Origin of the sequence: Bacillus sp. JJ664 (assembly GCF_036962205.1) — a bacterium.
GTDB lineage: Bacteria > Bacillota > Bacilli > Bacillales > Bacillaceae_G > Gottfriedia.
On record NZ_JBALMS010000076.1, the window covers coordinates 1 to 24,927 of the forward strand.

Consider the following 24,927-nt stretch of genomic DNA (forward strand, 5'->3'; position numbering starts at 1 on the left):
CTTTAATAGTATGTAAAAAGAAGGATTATCCTACTTTTGAATAGAATTATGATGATATATTTTCAGATTTAGTTGTTGATTACTTAGGAAGTGTAATATGAAATACAATCTTAAAGTATATAAAAAAATAAATAATAGTTTAATAAAATTATAGTTAAATGAGGGGTTTACGATGAACATTCATGTTATTGTTGATAGTTCGGCAGATTTACCAGATGAATTGGCACAACAAAATGATATTTCAGTCATTCCTCTGAGAATCTACGATGAATTGGAAAAGGAGTATACTGATCGGATCACTTTAAAACCTACGGAACTATTATCACGAATGAAAAATGGAGAGCGCTTTACGTCTTCCTTACCCTCTTATGATGCAATATACGATGCTTTGATTCGAAATTGTGAAGATGGAAATGCAACAATCTATTTAGCTTGTTCTAGTGATTTATCAGGTACTTATAATTTTGCCCAATTAGTAAAATTAGATATTCTAGAAAAATATCCAAATGCATTAATAGAAATCATTGATACACGTTCGGTTTCATTAGGAATCGGGGTTTTAGTTATTGATTTGCTAAAAAATATGCACAAGGGAGATTCCTTATATGAACTCATTCGAAAATTACATGAAAAGATTCTAAAAATAAATCATATTTTCACACTAGAAGATTTACAGTACCTAATAAGAGGTGGAAGAATAGGAAAATTTGCTGGTTTCTTTGGTGGAATGTTAAATATAAATCCAATCATGGAAGTGGCTGAAGGAAAATTCAAACCATTAGAAAAAGTACGTGGCCGGAAAAAAGCGCTGAATCGAATCATTGAAATTATGAAACTTCGAAAATGTGAACAAGAAGATGAAGCCGTCGGTATTGTTTATGGAGATCAGGATGAGTTGGTAGTGAATTTTATTGAACAATTACAGAAAACAATCGGTAACCAAAAGCTAATAATCAATTCAGTAGGCTCAGCAGTCGGGGTGCACACTGGCCCAAGTGCTTTAGGGATATTCTTTTTATCAAAATAATATTTTACTAATATGTAAAATACTAAATTCTGATAGAAAATTTCATTTACTGTAATCAATGCTCATTTATATTTGAGCATTTTTTTATTATGAAATGTGAAATTTCAATTACCGTAATAAGAAGAATTAATTTAAAACCAAAATAAGTATGCAACACTTTTAGCACCATGTAATAATATAAGGTATAAATTATATGTTAAAGGGGTTCTATGATGAAAGTAAAGATTATTACTGATAGTGCTGCTGATTTAACGAAAGAGCTTTACGAGCAATATGACATCGATGTCATTCCCATTAGAGTATTTGATGAAGAAGCTAATGAATACTTTGATGGAGTAACATTAGAACCAGAGAAGCTTTTAAATGAAATGAAAGAAGGGAAGGTTTTTAAGACATCGTTACCGGCATATGAATCAATTCGTTCTACTTTTGAAAAGTACGCTAAATTAAATATCCCAGTAGTACATCTATCTTTAACTTCTGAACTATCAGGAACCCATCAATCAATGGTTTTAGTAAAAAATGAATTATTAGAAGAATATCCAGAATGGGATATTGATATTATCGATACAAAGTGTGGTGCATTAGGTCAAGGTTTGGTCGTGATTGAGGTAGCCAAAATGGCACAAGAAAATGCAACAAAACATGCGATTATTGATTATGCAATTATGGCTTCTAGACATATGGAACATATTGTAACAGTTGAAGATCTTCAATATTTTGTAAGAGGTGGTCGTGTAAGTAAGTTCCAAGGATTTATAGGTGGCCTTTTAAATATTAAGCCGATTTTACATTTAAAAGACGGCATCCTAACACCAATTGAAAAAGCAAGAGGTACAAAAAAAGCAATGGAACGACTTGTCTCAATTATGGAAGAAAGAGGCAGTGATTTGAAAAATCAATTAATCGGCATTACTCACGGTAATAATATTGAAGGTGCAAACTTGTTGAAGGATATGATTAATCAACGCTATGGTTGCGAGGAATTTGTCATAACAACAATTGGGGCAACAGTCGGCGCGCATGCAGGGCCTGGAACCCTTGCTGTTTTTTTCTTAAATAAAGACTTTGCATGAAACTTTCGTCCAACTATTTGATAAGATGGTAAAGAAAACGAATTCTTTATCATCTTTTTTTATTGACCTGTTTTGGTTAAATTTTGATATATAGATAATTAATAAAAAATCTCATAGGAGTGATTGTATTGAAAGCATACGTATTGAGAGAGACAAATGGTCCAGAGTCATTAAAATTAGAAGATTTTGATCTTGAAACAATCAAACCAAATGAAGTCTGTATTAAACTAAAAGCGGCTTCATTAAATAGACGAGATTTTTATATTACTCATGGTATGTATCCAGGAATGAGTTTACCTTCAATTTTAGGTTCTGATGGAGCAGGAGAAATTGTCGAAGTTGGCGAAGAAGTAAATGAACTATCTGTGGGTGAAGAGGTCATCATAAATCCAAGTCTAAAATGGGGTGAACGAGATGATATTTGTTCAGAGCATTTTAATGTGCTTGGTATGCCTCAAAATGGAACATTTGCAGAATTCATGATTGTACATAAAGAAAATGTTAAGAAAAAACCAAGTTACATGAGCTGGGTAGAAGCAGCGGCCATTCCTCTAGCAGCTTTAACGGCTTATCGTGCGTTATTTACGAGGGGTGGATTAACAGAAACAGATACCGTTTTAATACCAGGAATCGGTAGTGGTGTGGCATTATATGCCTTACAAATTGCCGCTTCACACGGCGCGAGAGTGATTGTAACCTCTAGTAGTGATGAAAAAATCGAAAAAGCAAAAAAACTTGGCGCAGTTGCGGGATTTAATTATAAGGATCAAGATTGGTTCAAAAAATTAAGAAAAGAAATTGGAATGGTAAATTTAATAATTGATGGTGTGGGTGGCGAATCTTTTAATCGTTTAATTGATGTCACAGCTCAAGGTGGAAGAATCGTAAGTTATGGTGCAACAAATGGAGTTGTACCAAATACCGTACTGCCTAAAATATTCTTTAAAAATATGGATATTAGAGGCACAACAATGGGAAGTCCGAGAGAATTTGAACAAATGTTAGCATTTTTTGAAAAACATAATATAAAACCAGTAATTGACTCCGTATATTCTTTCTCGGATTTACAGAAAGCATTAATACATATGGGTGAAGGTCATCAATTTGGTAAAATTGCAATTGAGTTCTCTTTATAAATTTTAAAAAAGAACTGAATCATTTTCAGTTCTTTTTTTATAGTACATTCATTAAATGAATACTCAATCATAAGATATTAACAAATTCAAAATTTGTAATATTTAGTATTTTGCATAATGTAAGCGTTTTACTTTTACTTTTGAATAGGAGGCTATTTATGAAACAATTTTACTTAACAAGAGAGCATGAAATCTTTCGAACGTCTCTTAGAAAGTTTTTACAAAAAGAAGCTGTACCATATTACGAAGAGTGGGAAGCAAATCGAATAGTCCCAAGGGAATTCTGGCTAAAATTAGGTAATGAAGGTTTCCTTTGTCCATATATTGATGAAGAATATGGTGGTTTAAACACGGACTTTGGCTATTCCGTAATCATCATCGAAGAGCTGGAAAAGGTCGGATCAAGTTTAGTTGGTGTTTCTCTTCATAATGATATTGTCGTTCCTTATATCGACGCATATGGTAATGACCAACAAAAAAAGGAATGGCTTCCAAAATGTATTTCAGGTGAATATATAACTGCAATTGCGATGACAGAACCAGGAGCTGGATCTGACTTAGCAAATATAAAAACGACTGCAATTAAGCAAGGTGATCACTATATCGTTAATGGCGAAAAAACATTTATCACAAACGGAATTCATTCAGATTTAGTTATCATTGCAGTAAAAACTGATACATCAATTCAGCCTGCTTATAAAGGAATCAGTTTACTAGTGGTCGAAAAGGATACAATCGGATTTTCTAGAGGAAAAAAATTAAATAAAGTAGGTCTTCATAGTCAAGACACTGCAGAATTAATTTTCCAAGACGCAAAAGTTCCAGTTAAAAATCTTTTAGGTGAAGAAGGAAAAGGTTTTTATTATCTAATGAATAAATTACAGCAGGAACGTCTAGTGGTAGCATTAGAAGCATTAGTTTCATCAGAAGAAATGGTGAAAGTTACAACGGAATATGTTAAAAATAGGAAAGCTTTTGGAAGATCAATCGGACAATTTCAAAACACTCAATTTAAGCTAGTAGAGCTAGCAACTGAAATTGAAATCGGTCGAACTTTTATTGAGCGACTGATTATGGAACATATGGAAGGTAAAGATATTGTGAAGCAAGTATCCATGGCAAAGTGGTGGATCACTGATTTAGGCAAAAAAGTAGCTTCAGAATGCCTACAATTACATGGCGGATATGGTTATATGGAAGAATACGAGATTGCTAGACGTTTTAGAGACATACAAGTTATGTCTATTTACGCAGGAACAAATGAAATTATGAAAACGATCATCGCAAAAAATATGGGTTTAAACTAAACATAACGAGAAAAAAGGAGAAAAAGTATGAGAGAAGTAGTGATTGTTGACGCATTAAGAACACCAATCGGAAAAAGAGGCGGGATTTTTAGTGAAACAAGGTCTGATGATTTAGCCGCATTTGTATTGAAGAAGCTTGTAACTAGAAATGAATTTAACCAAAAAGAAATAGATGATGTCATTATGGGATGCGTTACACAAGTTGGTGAACAAGCTGGGGATATAGCGAGAGTCGCATCACTAGTGGCCGGGCTTCCTATTGAAGTGCCAGGGGTAACAATTGATCGTCAATGTGGTTCAAGTCAACAAGCAGTGCACTTTGCATCACAAGCGATATTAAGTGGTGATATGGATATCGTCATCGCAGCTGGTGTTGAAAGTATGACTCGTGTACCGATGTTTTCTAATTTAAAAGGATCAAAATGGAATGAAAAATTAGAAGAGAAGTTCGGCGTATTCAATCAAGGAATTTCTGCTGAAAGAATGAATGACAAATGGAATGTAAGTCGCGAAGAACAGGATGAATTTGCTTTTAATAGTCATCAAAGAGCGTTGAAAGCACAAAATGAAGGGTATTTTGAAAGTGAAATCATTCCTGTTGTTGTAAAAGATAAAGATAATAAAATGGTTACAGTTGAGAAAGATGAAGGTCCAAGAGAAAACTCTTCAGTTGAAAAACTAGGCTCTTTAAAACCGGTATTTAAAGAAGATGGATCAATTACAGCTGGTAACGCTAGTCAAATTAGTGACGGAGCTGCAGGACTATTACTTATGAGTAAAGAAAAAGCATTGGCGTTAGGGTTAAAACCTAAATTTAGAATTATTGGCAGATCAGTTGTAGGTTCAGATCCATCTTTAATGTTAACGGGTCCAATACAGGCTACAAGTAAAGTACTTCAGAAAACTGGATTAACAATCGATCAAATTGATTTATTTGAAATAAATGAAGCGTTTGCGACAGTGCCTTTAGTGTGGCAAAAGGAATTCCATGTGCCATTTGAAAAGTTAAATGTGTTTGGAGGCGCAATTGCATTAGGTCATCCATTAGGTGCAAGTGGAGCAAGGGTAATGGTTACTTTATGTAATGCACTTGAAAAAACAGGTGGTAGATATGGCTTACAAGCAATTTGTGAAGGTCACGGAATGGCTAATGCAACAATTATTGAAAGATTAGAAGAATAGACAGGGGGAATTGAAATGAAAATACAAGATTGTCGAGCAATAGTGACTGGTGGAGCTTCTGGTTTAGGTGAAGCGACTGTCACAACGATTGTAGAAAATGGTGGAAAAGCTGTCATTTTTGATTTATCTGAAGAAAGAGCAAATCAGTTGATAGAAAAATTGGGTGCGGATCATGTTTTATTTGTGAAAACTGACGTCACTTCAGAGGAAAGTATTAGAGTAGCTATCGAAAAAATTCAAAGTGATTTTGGTCCAGTCAATGCATTAGTAAATTGCGCGGGTATTGTAACAGGTGAAAAAGTCATCAAAAAAGAAGGAATTCATGCTCTTGACTCGTTTCAAAAAATAATCAATGTAAACTTAGTAGGTACATTTAATGCAATCCGATTGGTCAGTGAATATATGATTCCAAATGAGCCGAATGAATTTGGTGAAAGAGGTATTATTATTAATACAGCCTCTGTTGCAGCATTTGATGGACAAATTGGTCAAGCAGCTTATAGTGCTTCAAAAGCCGGTGTTGTTGGTATGACTTTACCTATTGCTAGGGAATTAGCAAGATATGGCATAAGAGTAATGAGTATTGCACCTGGTATATTTGAGACACCAATGTTTGATGTTTTACCTGAAAAAGCAAGAGAATCTTTAGGTAATATGGTTCCATTTCCTTCTCGTCTTGGTAAACCATCGGAATATGCTCATTTAGCGAAAAGTATCATTGAAAATCCAATGTTAAATGGTGAAGTGATTAGACTAGATGGTGCAATTAGAATGCAACCGAAGTAAACTTTAGAAAAAAATAAAAAATCTTTGGATAATATAACCAATTATTTCAAAAAATACTCTATATCCTGTAAAAGATTAGAGGCATTTGATGAAAAAGTTATTTAGATTTTTGAAAGTTTTGTTGTTAACAATTTTTAGTTTACTAATCATATTACTGGCGTTACATGAAATTGAAATGCATTTCGCAATGAAGAAAAATATAAATGTTGAGAAACCAGTTGAGTATCCAATTGGTCATAGTGATTTATCAATTTATACGAATGGTAAAAAATTTTATAAGCAATTATTTACCGATATTCAAAATGCAAAACAAGCTGTACATATATACTTTTTTTCAATTTCCAATGATTCAATCTCACATCAATTTTTAGATATTTTAAAAGAGAAAAGTGATGAAGGCGTACCAGTTTACTATGGTGTCGATCGATTAGGTGGATTACTATTATCAAACAAAGAAAAAAAAGAATTAAAGGCACACGGTGTTCACTTTACATATTTTAATGAACCGACACTTAGTTACTTCTTTTCATCAATCAATCATAGAAACCATCGTAGAATGACGATTATTGATGGTGAAATCGGATATATTGGTGGCTTTAATATAGGGAAAAAGTATATCAGTGAAAATAAGAAGTTAAAGCACTGGGAAGATGTACAGCTTCGTCTTGCTGGAAGCGGTGTGAAGGGGTTAGAGGATCAATTCGTCATTGATTGGAGAAGAAACTCGTCTCAAAAAATCAGCCCTATGAATATAACTTCTGCGTCCGGGAAAAGTGAACACCAATTCGTTTCTTATACGAAACTTGGCATTCAGGATGAATATGTAAAACTATTTAAAAATGCTAAACAATCGATTACTATATATTCGCCTTACTTTATTCCAAATAATAAAGTGATTTGGGAAGCTTTACTTGAAGCGCCAAAAAGAGGAGTAGATGTCAAAATTTTATATTCCCATAAATCGGATGCTATCTTAGTTGAGCAAGCAGCTATAAAGTATATAAGACAAGCAATCAACCATGGTATTCAAGTTTATGGATATAAACCAGGCATATTCCACGGCAAGGTAATGAAAATTGATAATTCTCTACTTATGATTGGTACGACAAATTTTGATTCGCGCTCATTCCACTTAACAGATGAAATAAATTGTTATATTTATGATCAAGAATTTATTAAATCAGTAGAACCAAAATTATTAAATGAATTTAATCAGTCTTTCCAAATCACCGAGTCATATCTAAATACCAGACCATGGAAAGACCGTATGAAGGAACGAATTGCTAAATTAGTGGAGTTTTATTTATAAAATGAAATTTTATTTTGAGATGTTCTTTATATCACATAATTGAATATATAAAAATAATACCAATTGATTAATCATTTAAAATGGTTAATCTTTTTTTATTTTTTAAAAATTAATAAAAATACAATTGATTTTATATTTATTCATAATTATAATGAAGAATATAAATTTATATCAAAGGGGAAAAAAGATGAAAGTAGGTATTATAGGTGCAAGTGGTTATAGTGGTCTTGAATTGATTCGAATGCTACATATGCATCCTATTATAGAAGAATTGAATTTTTATGCACTAACAAGTAATGTGAATGACATTTCCGAATCTTACCCACATTTAAAATCAATCGTTAATGGACCAATTCAGAAATGGGACGCAGATCAATCAATCAACGAGAATCATATCGTATTTTTAGCAACTCCACATGGAGTTAGTAGTGAAATCGTTATGAATATAAGTGATGAAAATGTGAAAATTATTGATTTATCAGGTGATTTCCGCTTAAAAGAAGAGCAGAAATACAGTAAATGGTATAAATCGAATCATCCTTGTTTTTCGAAGACATCAAATTTTACATATGGGTTGGCAGAATGGAATAAAGAAGAGATAAAAACATCAAATTTTATCGCCAATCCAGGATGTTATCCAACTGCTTCAATATTAGCAATCGCTCCTCTATTAAAAGAGAATTTAATTGTTGAAAATTCAATTATTATTGATGCGAAATCTGGTATATCAGGCGCAGGGAAAGGCGCAAATGAAGTTACTCATTTTACAAATAGAAATGATAATTTCGCAGCATACAAAATTCATGACCATCAACACATTCCTGAAATTGAACAATTCTTATCAATGATCAATCCAAAAGAAAATTATATAACGTTCACGCCTCATTTAGCTCCAATGACTAGGGGAATAATGGCTACCGTTTATTCGACGGCAAAAGAAATAATTTCTAATGAGGAATTACAAGAGTTGTATAAAGAAATCTATAAAGATTCATATTTTATTAGAATAAGAGATTCAATTCCGTGTACAAAGGATGTTTTCGGGTCTAATTTTTGTGATATTTATCCGGCATATGATGAGCGAACGAACAGAATGACTATAATTTCTGTTATTGATAATTTAATAAAGGGAGCAGCAGGTCAGGCTATTCAAAATATGAACATTATGCTTGGTTTACCAGAAGAAACTGGTTTAACGTTTACACCTATCTTCCCATAAGGAGCGAGTGGAATTGATAACTAAAGAGAAAAAAATAAAGAAAATTAACGGTACAATCACAACGCCACAAGGATTTTTTGCCTCAGGTGTTCATGCAGGATTTCGTTATAAAAGAATGGATTTAGGCGTCATTTATTCTGCTAAACCATCTTCAGTTGCTGCTGTTTATACGCAAAATTTATTTCCAGCTGCTCCAATTGGCATTACGAAACAAAGTATTGCATATAACAATACATTACAGGCCGTACTAGTGAATAGTGGCTGTGCAAATGCCTGTACAGGAAAAAAAGGTGAAGATGATGCTTATCAAATGAGACTATGGTGCGCCGAGCATTTTGACTTACCTGAACACTTAGTTGGGATCGCTTCTACAGGTGTAATTGGAGAATTCCTAAGTATGGAGAAAATGAATAATGGCATCAAAAAACTATTAATTGGAAATCAAACTGAAGACGGTGAAAATTTTGGTCATGCAATATTAACAACTGATACAGTCTCAAAGCATACTTGCTATGAAGTTCTTGTGAATGGGAAAACTGTTACGATTGCAGGTACGGCAAAAGGCTCTGGTATGATTCATCCAAACATGGCGACCATGCTTGGGTTTATTACGACAGACGCAACAATTAGTTCAGAACAATTACAAAATTTATTAAAAAAAGTAACAGATAAAACGTTTAATCAAATTACAGTAGATGGTGATACGTCTACAAATGATATGGTCCTAGTTTTAGCCAATGGTGCAACCCCACATGAAACGTTAACCGAAGATCATTCAGATTGGGAAAGCTTTGAAGCAGCTTTTCAACTAGTTTGTGAGGATTTAGCGAAAAAAATTGCTAGAGATGGGGAAGGGGCAACAAAATTAATTGAAGTAAATGTCAATGGCGCTTCAAACACTAAAATGGCAAATATCATCGCAAAAACAATAGTAGGATCAAACTTGGTGAAAACCGCTGTTTATGGAGAAGACGCCAATTGGGGAAGAATAATTGGTGCAATTGGTTATAGTGGACTAAAAGGCGAATATAATCAGATTGATATTTCTATAAATGGTGTAACAGTTTTATATAATAGCAAACCTGTAGCATTTAATGAAGCTGAAGCAAAAGCTGCTTTACAATCCGAAATTGTCTATATTGATGTTCACTTACATGATGGCAATGCAAGTGGAACAGCTTGGGGCTGCGATTTAACGTATGACTATGTCAAAATAAATGCAAGTTATCGAACGTAAGGAGGAAGAATATGGGGATTGTTGTCATCAAATTAGGTGGGAGTTTAATACAAGGATTATCAAACACTTTCTTTGAACATATTAATCTACTACATCGAAATGGTAAAAAAGTAATCATTGTTCATGGTGGAGGTCCGTTAATTAATAATTTACTATTAAAATTTTCAATTCCAGTAGAAATGGAAGATGGGCTCCGTAAAACATCAAATGAAGTTTTAGAAGTAGTTGAATATGCGTTGAATGGGAAAACAAATAAAGATTTAGTCATAATGTGCAATCAATTTAATTTATCTGCAATTGGGCTTTCAGGTTGTGACAATCTTCTTTTAGAAGCTTCATTATATGATAAAGGAAAATTAGGTTGGGTTGGAGAAGTAGAGAATGTAAATACAAGTTTACTAGAATTACTACTTACGAATGATTACCTTCCAGTAATCTCTCCAATTGGTGTAGATAAAATTGGACAAAAGTATAATATTAATGCGGATCTAGCTGCAAAAAGTATTGCAAAAGCATTAAATGCCGAAGTACTTTGCTATGTTACTAATACAAATGGCGTCTTAAATAGTGAAGGAAAAAGTATCGAAAAGATTACGAAAGATCAAGTTCAAACTTTAATTGAAAATAAAACAATTACTGGTGGTATGATTCCGAAAGTACAAAGTGCATTAGAAGCTTTGAATGAGGTTCAATCAGTAGCGATTGTGGGAGAAAACATCCTAAATGAAGATGGATCAATGAATGGAACTGTGTTTTCTAAAGGAGTTGTATTTAGTGAGTAATTTATTTCCAACCTACCAAAGAAAAAATATTCATTTTGTAAAAGGGAATGGTTCCTATTTAATTGATGATCAAAATAAACAGTACCTAGATTTTTTAAGTGGAATTGCCGTTTGTAATTTAGGTCATTGTCATCCGAAAATAGTTAGTGCTTTACATAATCAAATCGAATCACTTTGGCATGTTTCAAATCTTTTTACAATCAAAAAACAAGAAGAAGTAGCTAGTATTTTATGTAATTCATTTGAAAATGGACTTGCGTTTTTTTGTAATAGCGGGACAGAAGCAAATGAAGCTGCTATTAAACTAGCACGAAAATATACTGGGAAATCACATATCATAAGCTTTCAACAAAGCTTCCATGGAAGGACTTTCGGATCGATGGCTGCAACTGGTCAGCCAAAAATTCATGAAGGCTTCGGAGACATGTTGAATGGATTTACTTATGTACCATTTAATGATTTAGAGGCTTTACAAGCGGAAATAACTGAAAATACAGGTGCAATCATTTTAGAAGTCATTCAAGGTGAAGGTGGTGTAATCGTTGGTGAAGAAGACTTTTTTGAAGGCATTGCAGCACTTTGTGAAAAGTATGAACTATTACTCATTGTTGATGAAGTACAAACCGGAATTGGCAGAACAGGGACAATGTTTGCCTATGAACAAACACCATTAAAGCCTGATATTATTACGATAGCAAAAGGATTGGGAAATGGGATTCCAGTCGGTGCTTTAATTGGCGATAAAAAATTAGCATCTGCGTTTTCATATGGGTCACACGGATCAACATTCGGTGGGAACTATTTAGCAATGACAAGTGCATATGAAACAGTGAACATTATTAATCAAAAAGAGTTTCTTTCGACTGTAAAAGAAAAAGGAGTCTATTTAAAAAATAAGTTAAGTGAACTCATGAAACAGTTTCCAATTGTTGAAGACATACGTGGAAAAGGATTAATGATTGGAATCGAATGCAATCAAAATGTGAGTCTACTTGTAGAAAAGCTATTGAAGAACGGATTAATCGTTGGAACGGCAGGGGCTAACATAATAAGGTTATTGCCACCTTTAACAATATCTCACGAAGAAATCGACGAGGCTGTTTTTTGTATCAAAGAAGTGCTATCTCAATTTTTTCTAAATACTGAACAGGTAATATAAATAAGAGGCTTTGTAAAGGCATTTTGGCCATTGCAAGCCTTTTTTATGTTATTTTAAAAATATATTGAAAATTTTACCAGTTTCAAACATAATGGAATAACCACTGTATTTGGAGGGATGAAAATGTATCATATTCGAGTAAGAGCTTGTGCTTTAATCATTGAAAAGGATTCAGTTTTATTAATTGAGTTTACTGACGAAGATGGGATTCACTTTAATTTACCTGCAGGAGGAACTGAACCTGGTGAAACGATCGTGGATGCTGTAAAAAGAGAAGCGTTTGAGGAAGCGGGTGTCGAAGTAGAAGTAGGCGAGCTTGTTTTTGTTTCAGAAAATGCTCCGCATATGACAGGTCGAACACACGAACCTCACGGATTAAGTTTAATGTTCAGATGTTTTATAAAAGAAGGATCAGAACCTATGATGCCAATTAATCCTGACCCAAATCAATCAGGCGTACGATGGGTTCCGTTATCTGAATTAAGCGATATTGTTTTATTTCCGAATATCAAAGATTTAATCATTGATTATGCAAGAGGAGAATATGTTAATAATCGACTAATAGAGGAATATGATTTAAAGGAACAACTAATTTAATAGATTATACAAAATGAAGAAGATAAGTAGGTGACAAAATGATCGAAGTAAAAGATTTAAAGAAACATTACCGGATCCTAAAAAGAGACCCTGGTTTAAGAGGGTTCATCAAAGCTTTGTTTAAACCCGTTTATGAAATAAAAACAGCTGTAAAAGATATTAATTTCCATATTAGCGAAGGAGAAATCGTTGGCTATATTGGTTCAAATGGTGCAGGGAAATCAACAACTATTAAAATGATCAGTGGTGTGCTTACTCCTGATGAAGGATCTATTACTGTAAATGGAATAGTACCTTATAAAGATCGTATGAATAATGCATATACGATTGGAGCGGTTTTTGGTCAACGAACACAGCTATATTGGGATATTCCCGTGCAAGAGTCATTTGAATTATTAAAACATGTTTATGAGATACAAGAACAAGATTTCCAGAAAAATATCGCATTATTTAAGGAAATCCTAGATTTAGAGCCATTACTACATATTCCTGTTAGACAGCTTTCTTTAGGTCAAAAAATGCGTTGTGAATTAGCGGCTGCATTTTTACATAATCCGAAAATTGTATATCTTGATGAGCCTACAATTGGATTAGATGTTGTTGTAAAAGAAAAAATTCGTCAGTTTATTAAAGATATGAACCGTGTGTATAAAACGACCATTATTTTAACGACGCATGATATGCAAGATATTGAAGAACTTTGTAATCGAATAATTGTTATCGATCAAGGGACAATCATGTTTGATGGACTATTAGAAGAATTAAAAAAAGGTGTTAATTATAACCGAATGATTCAAATCGAAATTGATAAACAACAAAATTTCCAAGTCCCAAGTAATTTATCAGACCATATAAATGTTGAAAAAATTGAAGGAAAACAAAATAGTTTTCTTCTAGCATTCAATAGTGCAAACGTATCCGCAACGGATATCATTCAAGAAATCATGTCACATTATACAATTCAGGATTTTACATTAACAGAACCTGGAATTGAAGCAATTGTGAAAGAGATATATGAAAGAGGTGCTAGTTCATGGTCAAATACTGGGAACTAGCTAAATCGCAAATGAAAGTAGATTCTGCCTATACAGCTTGGTACTGGGCTGAAACTTGCTCGGCAATTTTAAGACTGTTAATCACGTATTATTTTTGGCTTGCAGTCTATGAAAATAATGATTCAATTAAAGGAATCGGTTTTCAGTCAATGCTAACTTATATCGTCGTCGCAATGATTATCGAGCAATATGTTTCTGGTGTTGGAGATGGTTTAGCGCGACAAATTAAAGATGGAAGTATCGTACTAGAGCTATTAAAACCCTATCACATGTTAAATAAAATGATTGCATTAGATATAGGATCAAAAATCAGTTCATTTTTCCGAGCAACTTTACCAATCATTGCAATCGCTTTCTTATTTTTATCGCTATCATTTCCTACTAATATTATCACTTATTTATACTTCATCATCAGTTTTGCACTAGGTGTATTAATAGGAGCTCAAATTGATTTAATGATTGGAATTGTCGCCTTTTGGACAGTCAATGTTTGGGGCGTCAGAGTCCTAAGGGAAGCCATTATTAAGTTCTTTTCAGGGGCATTAATTCCATTAAGCTTATTTCCAAATTGGTTCCAAGATGTCAGTCAGTTTTTGCCATTTCAAGCAATGGTATATATTCCTACGGCTATTTTTACTGGTCAAATATATGATACAAATCAAATCATGTCTTCAATTGGACTTCAGATTTTTTGGTTAATAAGCATGTATGCACTGCTTCGATTTCTATGGTCAATTGCTATTCGTAAAATTACAATATTTGGAGGTTAGTAATGAAAAACTTTAAACGATATATAAAACTATATCTCCATTATGCTAGTAAACATATAAAAGTAATGCTTGAATATCGAGTAGATTTTTTTATCGGAATGTTTTCAACGATTATTCAACAGGGAATTAGTATTATATTTTTAAAAATTATATTCAGCAATATTCAAGTATTAAAAGGATGGACTTTTTATGAAATCCTATTTATATTTGCGATCGCATTTCTAGGGAGATCAATTCATCACATCTTTTTTGATAATTTATGGACATTAGGATGGCAATATATTCGTTCTGGTAATTTTGAAAGATTATTACTAAGACCCGTTAATCCATTATTTCAAGTTATTTCAGAGCGGTTTCAGCAAGATGGTTTTGGCCAATTTATCATTGGTATCATCATATTGCTTTATTCTGCTAGCCATATAGGAATAGAGTGGGGTATGACAGAAATCGGAATGCTAATCCTATTTATCATTTCAAGTGGAATGATATTTGTAGCAATTAATTTATTTTTTATCACTTTTTCATTTTGGATGGTTGATAGTTTACCGATTGTAGTATCAGTTTTCGGATTAAGTGAATTTGCCCGTTACCCAGTAACAATTTATCATAAATCTATTACTTTAGTAATTACTTGGATCATACCATATGGATTTACAGCGTTTTATCCAGCAAATTACTTTCTAGATGAACATGGCGTATCGATTTTAGCATTTGTCACTCCATTTGTCGCAATAATTAGTTTTGTAGTAGCATATAAGTTTTGGAACTTTGGTGTAAAACATTATGAAAGTACTGGACATTAATCATGAATTTCATCAAATCGAAAAAGGAGATCGTATGATTCCATTACCTTCAAAATTTGTCAAAACAATAAAGGATATACATCAGGAAAAAGGAGAGAAGTGGTTAGCAGATTTTGATCGTTTAATAAATGAGTGTGAAGAACGATGGAAGATGAAAATTATGCCGCCTTTTGAATTATCATATAACTTTGTTGCACCTGCTAAAGTTGATGATGGTACAGATCTAGTTATTAAGCTTACAGTTCCGAATGAAGAATTTCTTTCAGAAGTTTCTGCTCTCAAAGAATTTAATGGTAATGGAATGGTATCATTAATCGATACCGATCTTGAAAAGGGAATCATTATTTTAGAAAGACTGAATCCTGGTCATACTTTGGTTTCATTAAAAAATGAAGACGAAGCAGTTTTAATTGCATCAAGTATTATGAAAAAGTTATGGAGACCAGCTCCAAAAAACTGTAAAGTGCAATCAATTATTCATCGTCAAAATAGCTTAAAGAGGATTTCTAAAGAAAATCCAGACGGTATCGGTCCAATCACGAAAGAAATAATTCAGGAAGCAGTAGATATATTCAAGGAGCTAGTGGATACTCAGACCAATCTCTACTTACTACATGGCGATTTACATCATGATAATATCCTACAGACAAGTAAAGAAAATTGGTTAGCAATTGATCCAAAAGGTTTAATTGGAGAAAGAGAATACGATACAATTCAATTTTTATTAAATAACCTTGAAAACAAAGATATCCATACAATCATTGATCAAAGAGTTGATCTACTTGTTGAACAATTGGCATTAGATAAAAAAAGGCTTTTATTATGGGGAGTTGCTCATGCAGTTTTATCTACTTGCTGGAGTTTGGAAGATGAAGGTACCTATAATGAACATTTTTATAAAGCAATTTATGTTTTTAAAGAGTTATACTCGAGATTTTACTAGGATTGACGTAAATCAAAGATAAACATTAAAAGAAGGTGCCTCATTAGTCAATTTTATGACAATGAGGCACCTTTTTTATACTTTTGAAGCTAAGATAAACAAACCAACTTGCTTTTTAAACAATAAAAATGTTATAAAAATAAATAAATATTTATTGTAAAACGATAAATGGTGTGATAAATTCAAAATGAAAATAAATATGTGAGGTGCTTTTATGAAACAAGTATCAACGCTCTTTTTAAAGGTAGCGGTCGTTTTGATTGGTATACCAGTTCTTGCTTTATGTATATTTGTAGTGCCAGAGATTGCAAATTTTGCAGTTGAATTGTATCCTAACATGTCTTATCTAAAATATCTAGTTTTTATTGATTTGTATGTTGGCACAATACCTTTTTACTTTGCTCTAGTTCAGGCTTTTAAACTGTTAATTTATATTGACAAGAACAAAGCATTTTCGGAATTATCTGTAAGAGCATTAAAAATAATAAAGTCTTGTGCAATTGCAATTAGTGGCATCATTACATTAGGAATGCCAATCTACTATCTTATTGCGGAGAAAGACGACGCTCCAGGTATCATATTAATTGGGTTGGTCATTATGTTTGCTTCTATGGTGATTGCAGTATTTGCAGCAGTACTTCAGAGGCTTTTGCAAGAAGCCATCGATATAAAATCTGAAAATGACTTAATAGTCTGAGGTGAATAAAATGGCAATTATAATCAATATTGATGTGATGCTTGCTAAGAGGAAAATGAGTGTAACTGAACTTGCAGACAGAGTTGGAATTACGATGGCGAATCTTTCTATATTGAAAAACGGTAAGGCGAAAGCAATTCGATTCTCAACTTTAGAAGCAATTTGTAAAGCATTAGAATGTCAACCCGGGGATATTTTAGAGTATAAAACTGAAGAGATTTCTGAAAATAGTTAGAATCACGCATTGAATTTAAATTATTGTTCAAGATAGAGTGTTTATCATTGGAACACAAATTTAAAACGCTTGGATCATATTATAATCCAAGCGTTTCATAAGAGAAATTAATCGGTTTATATTTACATCATTACATTCTCAATTAAACCGTAGCCCCAAAATCCTAACAGGGATAAACAACTAGCAAGTAAAATATAAGCAAGGAAAATTTGCCACTTTTTACGATTACTTGTTACGTAATAAGTTTCAAGCGTTTCTTTTTCTTTTAATAAAGGTTGAATTTTATTCATTGTTATTTCATCAATTTTTTGATCAATCTGAATGCGCCACTCAGTATCTGTTTGCTCCATTCGTATACCAACAGATCTTATTAAATTGTTGATATAGTATCTTTCTTTATGAAGTTCAAGTTCTAGTTTTTTCTGATCTTCAAAAAAGGGAAAGAAAAAGCTGTCTTTTATATGGATATCATATTGATAATTAAATATTCCAAATTGAAATTGCTTAATTGTATGTTCGTATAGCTTAATTTTTTCGTTTATCACTTTTAATGTAAATGATTCTCTTACGCGTTTAATAAACGTCATGATGCCTAAGAAAATAATATAAAATGCGATAAAGTTAGGGTAATAAAACACATATACAAACATCAACATAATGCCAATGAACCAAAATATTGGAGGTAATACACTTAAAATTCTTCCTCCATCTAGTGGTGAGATTGGAATTAAATTAAATAGGTTCAGAATACAACCAAGTGCAATAACCAAACCAAAGAATTCATTATGTGTGTAGTGATATAAAGGAATTGCAGGAAGAATTGAAATCAGACCAAAAAGTGGTCCACCAAACGCAACATAACTTTCAGTAACTGCATCCTTTGGCATTTCCTTTAAGGAAATAACGGCACCGACGAAAGGGATGAAAAAGGCAGGGGAAGTTGGTAAACCCTTTCTTTTAGCGGCAATTAAATGCCCACCTTCATGACAAATTAACAAATATAATATCGCAAATGCAAAATACCAACCAAATGTTAATCCATAAGTAAATAAAAAGAAAATCATGCTTAAAAACGACATAAACTTAGCAGCTTTTAATAAAGGCAAAATCAATTTGAATTTTGCACCGATAAAAGCGAGTGCTATTCCAATTTTAGCAGCATTTTTTTTCGTTTTTTGACTAATAACTTGTTGTGACATACACTTCACCTTCTAACCTAAAAAGTTATTATTTTTTTAAAATTATAACATTATATATTAAAAAATTGTTAAATTAAAAGAAAATAGGGATTCATTCATGAAAACTAAAACTAGATTTTTACATTACTTTTTACTATTAATAGAATTTACTGTTCAAGAAGCACTTTCTTGTCTTTTTCCTGTACTAATATTCGCTACATTGGCAATATCAAAGCTCGTAACAATTCCATATTTACCTAGATATGATTTTATTTTTATCGTTTGCCTATTGATACAAATTGCATTTATCATAACTAAATTTGAAACGAAAAAGGAATTTCTGATGATTTGTATTTTCCATCTAATTGGATTAATACTTGAAATCTTTAAAGTACGAATGGGATCTTGGTCATATCCAGAGCAATCGTATCTAAAAATTATGGATGTTCCGATTTATAGTGGATTTATGTATGCAAGTGTTGGAAGTTATATTTGCCAAGCTTGGAAAAGGATGCATATTCAATTAATAAATTATCCAAACCCGATTGTCGTTTTATTATTTGGCAGCCTTATCTACTTAAACTTTTTTACCCATCATTATTTTTACGATCTGAGATGGCTTTTCATTCTGATTCTACCATTTGTCTTTTTCAAAACGACCGTACAATTTAAAGTGAAAATGACCATTTTACGTATGCATTTAGTCCTCTCGTTTTTCTTAATAGGATTATTCATTTGGATTGCTGAAAATATAGCCACATTTTTTGGTGCATGGAAATACCCAGATCAACATGCCCATTGGCAAATCGTCCATGTTGGTAAAATTAGTTCTTGGTTTTTACTTGTCATTGTCAGCTTTATTATTGTAGCCTTTAGTCAGAAGGATGCTTTCAATCAAACACATGAAGTATCTAGTAGTAGATAATATCAAAAAAATTATAGCCCTCTATTTAGTAGAGGGCTATATTAGTATCTTTTCTTTAAAAAAGGGTCTGAAAAATGGTATGCTTTATTGTAAAATAGACTTTGGTATGCTAAATGAAAAACCAATCAAGGAGTAGAAATGATGAAAACAACATCAACTGTTCAACTGGAACAATCAATCGGAAAGTTACGAAAAGTGGTAGACGTACTAAACAAGCGAATTAAAGAAACTTCATCCGAACAACTAGCAAATGAAACAATTCGACTGAAAGAGGAACTGAAAATCATCTCAGAAACGCTATTACAAATCAAAAAACGCGAAAGCGAAGAATAATGAAACATATAGAGGTACAGACCAAAAAGGATCTTAGTGAAGATCCTTTTTTTTGTTCATGAACTAAAATTATAGTTATCATTTTTTAGTAGTATGAGTTAGTAACATAAGAACGACTATGTTTGATCATAAAAAATAAAATTGATTATCTTGCCAATTACAAAAAGCACTAAATGGCCATATAGATGAACACAGAAAGCGAAATTTTATTGTCGAAATAAGTTTAATAAAATTTATTTACAAGCAGTGTTTGAAATGAAAAGGATCTGTAATCAATGCGAAACTGAAATGATAGAAGAATGCAAAGTAACTGTTGAAGGTGACAAAGCATGTGTAAAGTGGATTATAAAGTCCTATTTAGTTCATACCACTAGTCCAACTGAGAATGGCATAGTGGTTTTTATTATGACTAAAATGACTGTTTCTTATAGAACTAAATGGCAGGATAGTTTAATAAAAGTTGAATAAACTAGTTTGAAATCCTTAACTCTATGCAGGAAGTAAGGGTTTTTTGTTGAAAAAATAAATTAGAATATTATAGAATTTTTATATAATTGAGTAGGAGAGATTAAAATGTCCTTTAAGAAGGTTAAAAAAGAATTTAAGCTTGTTGGATTAAAGGGTAGTGGGGAGTATGTTAACTTTGGTAATGAAGTACCATTGCTTGCGAAGCAACTTTTAAGCCGCTCAAACGAAATCCTAAATTCAACAGAAACTGAAATTGCATTATTTGAACCTAAAACGAATGAGGAACATAGGGTAGGTCATTATTATGTAGGGCTAGTCGTAAGTGAGAAATTAAATGAAGTACCATCAGGAATGGATTATATTGAAACGGTTAAAAGTTACGTAACAACAAGAGGAAACATTTCGAAATTGGGAGTACATCATTTGAATTTATTGAATTGGGCTGAAGAACAAGGTTATCAAAGAGATCTTGATTCTTATATAATAGAGACATATCACCCTATGGTGGAAGGAGAAGAAGAGGTACAGATTTACTTACCAATTCAAGGTTAAAAGTGATAAATTAAAAACTTCTTCTATATACAGAGAGTTTAGTTGAATAGAGTAACATTAATAAAAAGGGAAAATATGTATAAGGTAAAATATTGAAAGTTATTGAAGGGAGAAAAATAAGATGAGTGAAAAACTATTAAGAGTAGGAACTACTTATATCCCTGTCAACAATGTTGAACTTTCTACAGAATGGTATGTAATTAATTTAGGTGCTGAGTTAAGTTATAAGGATGATGATAAAGCTATTCTTAACCTTGCAAATCAAAGCATCTTCTTAGTTAAATCAAATATGGACCAAACCTCAAATTTCTATGATGTTTATGGTCAGGAACGTTTCTCGATGACATTTGAAGTTAATGGATTAAGTGCATTAGAAACGTTACATAATGAATTTGTTAATAAAGAAATGAGAGTTGGAGAAATTGAAGATAGGGGACACTCAGGAAGGAACTTTGTTTTCTTCGATCTAGATGGAAACAAATTCGATGTTTGGAGTGAATTAAGTCCAAGTTTCAAAGAGAAATTCTTAATTAACTAATAAAAATCGCTTGATACAATAATCGAAAAATATTATTGCATTTTTTTCTTTTTATTTGGCTTTGTTAAATAGTATTGTTGTTTTTCAGGCAAAAAATATGGGAACGTCTAATTTGGACGTTCCCGTTCTTATTCCGTTAAAGCACCCGTTAATGAAATAAGGTAATTTATTTAATATAATCTTACCAGTGTACTTGAAGTTTAGTACCATTTGGGTCATAAAAGTGGAAAAAGGAATGACCATTATCTTCTTTTATATCCTCGACCTTAACTTGATTATCAATTAAGTGTTGATGAAATTTAGATAGTTCTGGACTTGTAAAGCCAATGCTAAATTCTTGTTCATTATCAATTGTAAAATGTGCAAATGTTTCATCTTCGGTAGGAACTAAGATAAGTAAGAAAGGTCCTTCATTTACTTTTAAAATTGCAAATTCCTCAGTATTGTTTAGTAACTGGAGCCCTAATACATCTCTATACCATTGTGCAGAGAGTTCTAAATCTTTTACAGGAATTCTAATATAATGAACTTGTTCAATAAATGATTTACTCATAGCCTTCTCTCCTTTATTTAATCCGGTATATCAAATAGTTTCCTTTCTATATACCTTTTTCCTTCCGATTATTGAATTAACCTGCCCTTTAACGGAACAATAAACTTCGTATTATTCATAAAATTCTGATAACCTTAATATATCATAAGGTATGTTAACAGAGAAAGAACTGTATTGAAGATTGGGGACTAAGAGTTAAATTTAAAAATGATAAAGGTGATTATTACTTTGAGAGAAGTAATAAGTTTCCAAAAGTACAATTTGGAACATATGTAATAGGTGCTCAAATATTTTATAAAGATGACTATCTTAAACTAAAAGGCAAAAACTATAGTAAATTAGTTGACTAAATTAATAAATCCTTATTCAACTAACTTTCGCGTAAGTGGAACAACAAAAAGAGGTTGATCATTAGATCAACCTCTTTTTCGCAATAAGGCAGGACAGTACAATAAGTGTTTTATAAAATAAACCCTTTTGAATGGATAAATATGGTAAAATTTAACAGTGGTAAAATTGGAGACTTACGTGTAAATGGAGATGATCTTGATGAAAATAAACAGGTATCTGATTCAATTAGCAATTACGATAATAATAATTTTTGGAGGTACTTTCATTATTCGTTATTTTAGAACGGGTGAACTTTTAATAGACCAAATTATAGGTATTTCAATGGGCTTATTAATTTTAATTTTTTCATTAATTTGGAGAAGAACTAACAAACTATCTTGAATATTATAATTTTCTTTTCTGTTTACAACTTTATTTACAATTTTCTAATACAACTAACGCATGCGATAGTCATTATATTGCTGAACGTTCTATATGTAGGGGGAGTTACAATGACTTCGTTGAAAAAAGGGTTGTGGTCAACCACTTTGAGCATTGTAGGTATTATATTGTTTATAGAGAGTTATTCTATTTCCGAGACTCCAACCTATGGGGAAAAAGTCATCATAGAAATATTTTTCTTCACAGGAATTGCTTTTATGTTAACAAGTATAGTATTTGGTATCTTGGCAGTAAGGTCTAATGAAAAAGGCTTCTTAAAATATGTTGGAATGCTAATTGTATTTCTTTTCGTTATAGGAGTGACCATTATTCCAGTGTTATTAATGGCTATATTTGGTATTGGAGAATCATAAAGCAACTATTTTTAAACAGCCTAAAAATAATACTCTAGTTAACAACTATTCTTATACAACTAACGAGGGCGTTAGTTTAACAAAATTATTAGTCGCTAATGCGACTTTTTTTGTTCAACTATTTGGGAGGATAGTCCTTTAAGAATATAGAAATATATCAAAATGAAAACATTGAAGCTTGTAGGTAAATAAATTGTATAAAGCATTGAATTTAACGTCCTTTATACTTTCCTTGGTTTGTGTAGGACTATTGTTTATTTCTAATATTTCGCTAATTCTTGTTTTTTCATTGAGTTTTATAACAATTATTACTGGATTAGTAGGTTTTCTAGGAGCTGCTACCTTGCGAGGAAAATTAAGAAGCGTATTTACTTTAATAATATCAGTAGGTTTATCACTATTTATTGGAACAGTTCTTGTGTTAGGCAATTTATTTCAGTTCACTTAAAAACTTCATGATACTCTTATTGAACTAAATTGCGCGTTAGTTCAATAGAATCAAAGGAAATTAGCATAAATGAGTTTATAATTCTGTATCACAAATACTATCAATGGGGCATCTTACACTGTTAGATGTGTACCATTTTGATATATTAGTTGGAAAACATAAAAGTATGTAGACTATCTATTTGTTATTAAATAAGTAAAAAACATCCTCTAGTGAAAATATTGGATGTTTTTTATACTTTTCAAATGGAAAACAACATACCATTATATCAATGGAATAAATAATAAAATTCTGAAGTTTTGATATAAAGGGAGCTAAGCTAATGGGGAAGAAAGTGTTATTCTTCGGTGACGTAGGCATTGATGATGCGATTGCTTTGGTTTATTCACGGTTAACAGAAGATATTGATATAATTGGGATTGTGGCGGATTATGGGAATGTGTCTAAAAAAGAAACGACGAGAAATGTTCGTTTTTTACTTAAAAGGTCAGGAAAAGAATATGTTAAAGTCTTTGGAGGTGCCGAGAATCCAATGACGGGAAATATCCCAACCTTCTACCCTGAAATACATGGTCCATTCGGTTTAGGTCCAATCGATCCTGGTCTAAAGTTTGAAAATTTAGAAAACTTTTGTGAAGTGATCAGTTTGATTGAACAGTATAAGAATGAACTAATTATTGTAAATACTGGGAGGTTAACTTCGCTAGCAACCTTGTTTATCTTATACGAAGATCTGATGAAAAGTGTGAAGTCATACTATATCATGGGTGGGGCCTTTTTATATCCTGGAAATGTTACACCAATTGCTGAAGCGAATTTTCATGGAGATCCGATAGCAGCAAATATCGTTATGAAGTATGTAAAAGGTGCATATATTTTTCCATTAAATGTAACGCAAAAAGCCATAGTCACTCCTTCAATGGCCAATTATATTCATTCAAAAGGTAAAACTGATCTAGTAAAACCACTTTTAGATTTCTATTATTACAACTTTTATCAAAAGAAGGTACCTGGCATACAGGGGAGTCCAGTACATGACGCGGTAACTCTTATGGCAGTTATTCGGAACGATTTATTTACATTCTATCAATCTGCAGTAGTGGTTGATACAACCGATGTAGCTAGAGGTCAAAGCATTGCAGATTTCCGAGTAACAGATACTCCTGAAAAATTTGATGCGAGACCACAACAACATATCGCAGTAGGATTAGATTATGAAGGATTTTATAAGGACTTTATGTCAATTATGACTGGTGAGAAATTCTAGATTAAAATTTAATAGAGGAAGTATTTAACTAGAAAATCTTAAGTTCAACTGTGATAGCAGCTATTGCTGCTTTTTTTATTTACGTTTTGGAAGATTAGCTGGACATTAAACTGTAATAATTATCCAATTTAATGTTAAGAGGAATAATTATAATGAATATTAGTATGATCAGTTGGTTTTACAGGTGCATTAGTATTATC

At 32.1% G+C, this 24,927-nt stretch carries 28 protein-coding genes; 26 read left to right on the forward strand and 2 right to left on the reverse strand.

The window, feature by feature from the left end:
• The first annotated feature begins 172 nt into the window (after window positions 1-172).
• The 18 genes from V7056_RS13220 to V7056_RS13305 all read left to right on the forward strand — a co-directional run bounded on the left by V7056_RS13220 (window position 173) and on the right by V7056_RS13305 (window position 17,320).
• A complete protein-coding gene (locus V7056_RS13220) occupies window positions 173-1,027 on the forward strand; it encodes a DegV family protein (RefSeq protein ID WP_499702623.1) in 855 nt (284 codons plus the stop codon).
• A gap of 212 nt (window positions 1,028-1,239) precedes the next feature.
• Window positions 1,240-2,103 (forward strand): DegV family protein, encoded by an 864-nt coding sequence (locus V7056_RS13225; RefSeq protein WP_499702625.1) that lies wholly within the window; start codon window positions 1,240-1,242, stop codon window positions 2,101-2,103.
• 128 nt (window positions 2,104-2,231) lie between these two features.
• Window positions 2,232-3,239, forward strand: a complete 1,008-nt coding sequence (locus V7056_RS13230; RefSeq protein ID WP_499702627.1) for a zinc-dependent alcohol dehydrogenase family protein — start codon at window positions 2,232-2,234, stop codon at window positions 3,237-3,239.
• A 158-nt stretch (window positions 3,240-3,397) separates the two neighbouring features.
• On the forward strand, window positions 3,398-4,546 hold the full coding sequence (locus V7056_RS13235) for an acyl-CoA dehydrogenase family protein (protein ID WP_499702629.1): 1,149 nt from the start codon (window positions 3,398-3,400) through the stop codon (window positions 4,544-4,546).
• Window positions 4,547-4,573: 27 nt separating this feature from the next.
• Entirely contained in the window at window positions 4,574-5,728 is a 1,155-nt protein-coding gene (locus V7056_RS13240) for a thiolase family protein (protein ID WP_499702631.1), read from the forward strand.
• A 15-nt stretch (window positions 5,729-5,743) separates the two neighbouring features.
• Window positions 5,744-6,514 carry a 3-hydroxyacyl-CoA dehydrogenase gene (locus V7056_RS13245; protein ID WP_499702633.1) on the forward strand — a complete coding sequence of 257 codons (771 nt, stop codon included), beginning with the start codon at window positions 5,744-5,746 and terminating at the stop codon, window positions 6,512-6,514.
• Between the two features lie 88 nt (window positions 6,515-6,602).
• Complete coding sequence (locus V7056_RS13250; protein WP_499702634.1) at window positions 6,603-7,823, forward strand: phospholipase D-like domain-containing protein; 1,221 nt, start codon at window positions 6,603-6,605, stop codon at window positions 7,821-7,823.
• A gap of 187 nt (window positions 7,824-8,010) precedes the next feature.
• A complete protein-coding gene (gene argC / locus V7056_RS13255; protein ID WP_499702635.1) occupies window positions 8,011-9,042 on the forward strand; it encodes an N-acetyl-gamma-glutamyl-phosphate reductase in 1,032 nt (343 codons plus the stop codon).
• A gap of 16 nt (window positions 9,043-9,058) precedes the next feature.
• Entirely contained in the window at window positions 9,059-10,279 is a 1,221-nt protein-coding gene (argJ, locus tag V7056_RS13260) for a bifunctional ornithine acetyltransferase/N-acetylglutamate synthase (protein ID WP_499702692.1), read from the forward strand.
• A gap of 11 nt (window positions 10,280-10,290) precedes the next feature.
• Entirely contained in the window at window positions 10,291-11,061 is a 771-nt protein-coding gene (gene argB, locus V7056_RS13265; protein WP_499702637.1) for an acetylglutamate kinase, read from the forward strand.
• Entirely contained in the window at window positions 11,021-12,220 is a 1,200-nt protein-coding gene (gene argD, locus V7056_RS13270) for an acetylornithine transaminase (protein WP_499702639.1), read from the forward strand. Before argB ends, argD begins: the two co-directional genes overlap by 41 nt.
• A 123-nt stretch (window positions 12,221-12,343) precedes the next feature.
• The gene (locus V7056_RS13275) at window positions 12,344-12,817 is read left to right on the forward strand and encodes an NUDIX domain-containing protein (protein ID WP_499702641.1); all 474 of its coding nucleotides are present in this window, start codon (window positions 12,344-12,346) and stop codon (window positions 12,815-12,817) included.
• Between the two features lie 38 nt (window positions 12,818-12,855).
• Entirely contained in the window at window positions 12,856-13,872 is a 1,017-nt protein-coding gene (locus V7056_RS13280) for an ABC transporter ATP-binding protein (RefSeq protein WP_499702643.1), read from the forward strand.
• Window positions 13,851-14,642 carry an ABC transporter permease gene (locus tag V7056_RS13285; RefSeq protein ID WP_499702645.1) on the forward strand — a complete coding sequence of 264 codons (792 nt, stop codon included), beginning with the start codon at window positions 13,851-13,853 and terminating at the stop codon, window positions 14,640-14,642. Before V7056_RS13280 ends, V7056_RS13285 begins: the two co-directional genes overlap by 22 nt.
• 2 nt (window positions 14,643-14,644) lie before the next feature.
• Entirely contained in the window at window positions 14,645-15,445 is an 801-nt protein-coding gene (locus V7056_RS13290; RefSeq protein WP_499702647.1) for an ABC transporter permease, read from the forward strand.
• Window positions 15,426-16,388 carry an aminoglycoside phosphotransferase family protein gene (locus V7056_RS13295; protein ID WP_499702649.1) on the forward strand — a complete coding sequence of 321 codons (963 nt, stop codon included), beginning with the start codon at window positions 15,426-15,428 and terminating at the stop codon, window positions 16,386-16,388. The genes V7056_RS13290 and V7056_RS13295 overlap by 20 nt, the downstream gene beginning before the upstream one ends.
• A 214-nt stretch (window positions 16,389-16,602) precedes the next feature.
• Window positions 16,603-17,085, forward strand: a complete 483-nt coding sequence (locus tag V7056_RS13300) for a DUF2975 domain-containing protein (protein WP_499702651.1) — start codon at window positions 16,603-16,605, stop codon at window positions 17,083-17,085.
• Window positions 17,086-17,095: 10 nt separating this feature from the next.
• A complete protein-coding gene (locus V7056_RS13305) occupies window positions 17,096-17,320 on the forward strand; it encodes a helix-turn-helix domain-containing protein (RefSeq protein ID WP_499702653.1) in 225 nt (74 codons plus the stop codon).
• A 122-nt stretch (window positions 17,321-17,442) separates the two neighbouring features.
• Here V7056_RS13305 and V7056_RS13310 read toward each other — a convergent pair whose 3' ends face one another.
• A complete protein-coding gene (locus V7056_RS13310) occupies window positions 17,443-18,519 on the reverse strand; it encodes a site-2 protease family protein (RefSeq protein WP_499702655.1) in 1,077 nt (358 codons plus the stop codon).
• Window positions 18,520-18,616: 97 nt separating this feature from the next.
• On the opposite strand from V7056_RS13310, the gene V7056_RS13315 reads away from it, so the two are divergent.
• From V7056_RS13315 to V7056_RS13335, 5 genes are all read left to right on the forward strand, one after another.
• Entirely contained in the window at window positions 18,617-19,423 is an 807-nt protein-coding gene (locus V7056_RS13315; RefSeq protein ID WP_499702657.1) for a DUF817 domain-containing protein, read from the forward strand.
• 141 nt (window positions 19,424-19,564) lie between these two features.
• Window positions 19,565-19,756, forward strand: a complete 192-nt coding sequence (locus V7056_RS13320) for a hypothetical protein (protein ID WP_499702659.1) — start codon at window positions 19,565-19,567, stop codon at window positions 19,754-19,756.
• 255 nt (window positions 19,757-20,011) lie between these two features.
• Entirely contained in the window at window positions 20,012-20,224 is a 213-nt protein-coding gene (locus V7056_RS13325) for a hypothetical protein (protein WP_499702661.1), read from the forward strand.
• Between the two features lie 105 nt (window positions 20,225-20,329).
• Window positions 20,330-20,776 (forward strand): GyrI-like domain-containing protein, encoded by a 447-nt coding sequence (locus V7056_RS13330; protein WP_499702671.1) that lies wholly within the window; start codon window positions 20,330-20,332, stop codon window positions 20,774-20,776.
• A 121-nt stretch (window positions 20,777-20,897) separates the two neighbouring features.
• Window positions 20,898-21,314 carry a VOC family protein gene (locus V7056_RS13335; protein WP_499702683.1) on the forward strand — a complete coding sequence of 139 codons (417 nt, stop codon included), beginning with the start codon at window positions 20,898-20,900 and terminating at the stop codon, window positions 21,312-21,314.
• Window positions 21,315-21,495: 181 nt separating this feature from the next.
• On the opposite strand, the gene V7056_RS13340 is transcribed toward V7056_RS13335, so the two are convergent.
• Window positions 21,496-21,867, reverse strand: a complete 372-nt coding sequence (locus V7056_RS13340; protein ID WP_499702685.1) for a VOC family protein — start codon at window positions 21,865-21,867, stop codon at window positions 21,496-21,498.
• Between the two features lie 491 nt (window positions 21,868-22,358).
• Between V7056_RS13340 and V7056_RS13345 the strand changes: the two genes are divergently transcribed.
• From V7056_RS13345 to V7056_RS13355, 3 genes are all read left to right on the forward strand, one after another.
• The gene (locus V7056_RS13345; RefSeq protein ID WP_499702687.1) at window positions 22,359-22,499 is read left to right on the forward strand and encodes a hypothetical protein; all 141 of its coding nucleotides are present in this window, start codon (window positions 22,359-22,361) and stop codon (window positions 22,497-22,499) included.
• Window positions 22,500-22,709: 210 nt separating this feature from the next.
• Window positions 22,710-23,012 (forward strand): hypothetical protein, encoded by a 303-nt coding sequence (locus tag V7056_RS13350; protein ID WP_499702688.1) that lies wholly within the window; start codon window positions 22,710-22,712, stop codon window positions 23,010-23,012.
• A 770-nt stretch (window positions 23,013-23,782) separates the two neighbouring features.
• On the forward strand, window positions 23,783-24,727 hold the full coding sequence (locus tag V7056_RS13355; RefSeq protein ID WP_499702690.1) for a nucleoside hydrolase: 945 nt from the start codon (window positions 23,783-23,785) through the stop codon (window positions 24,725-24,727).
• Window positions 24,728-24,927: the final 200 nt, after the last annotated feature.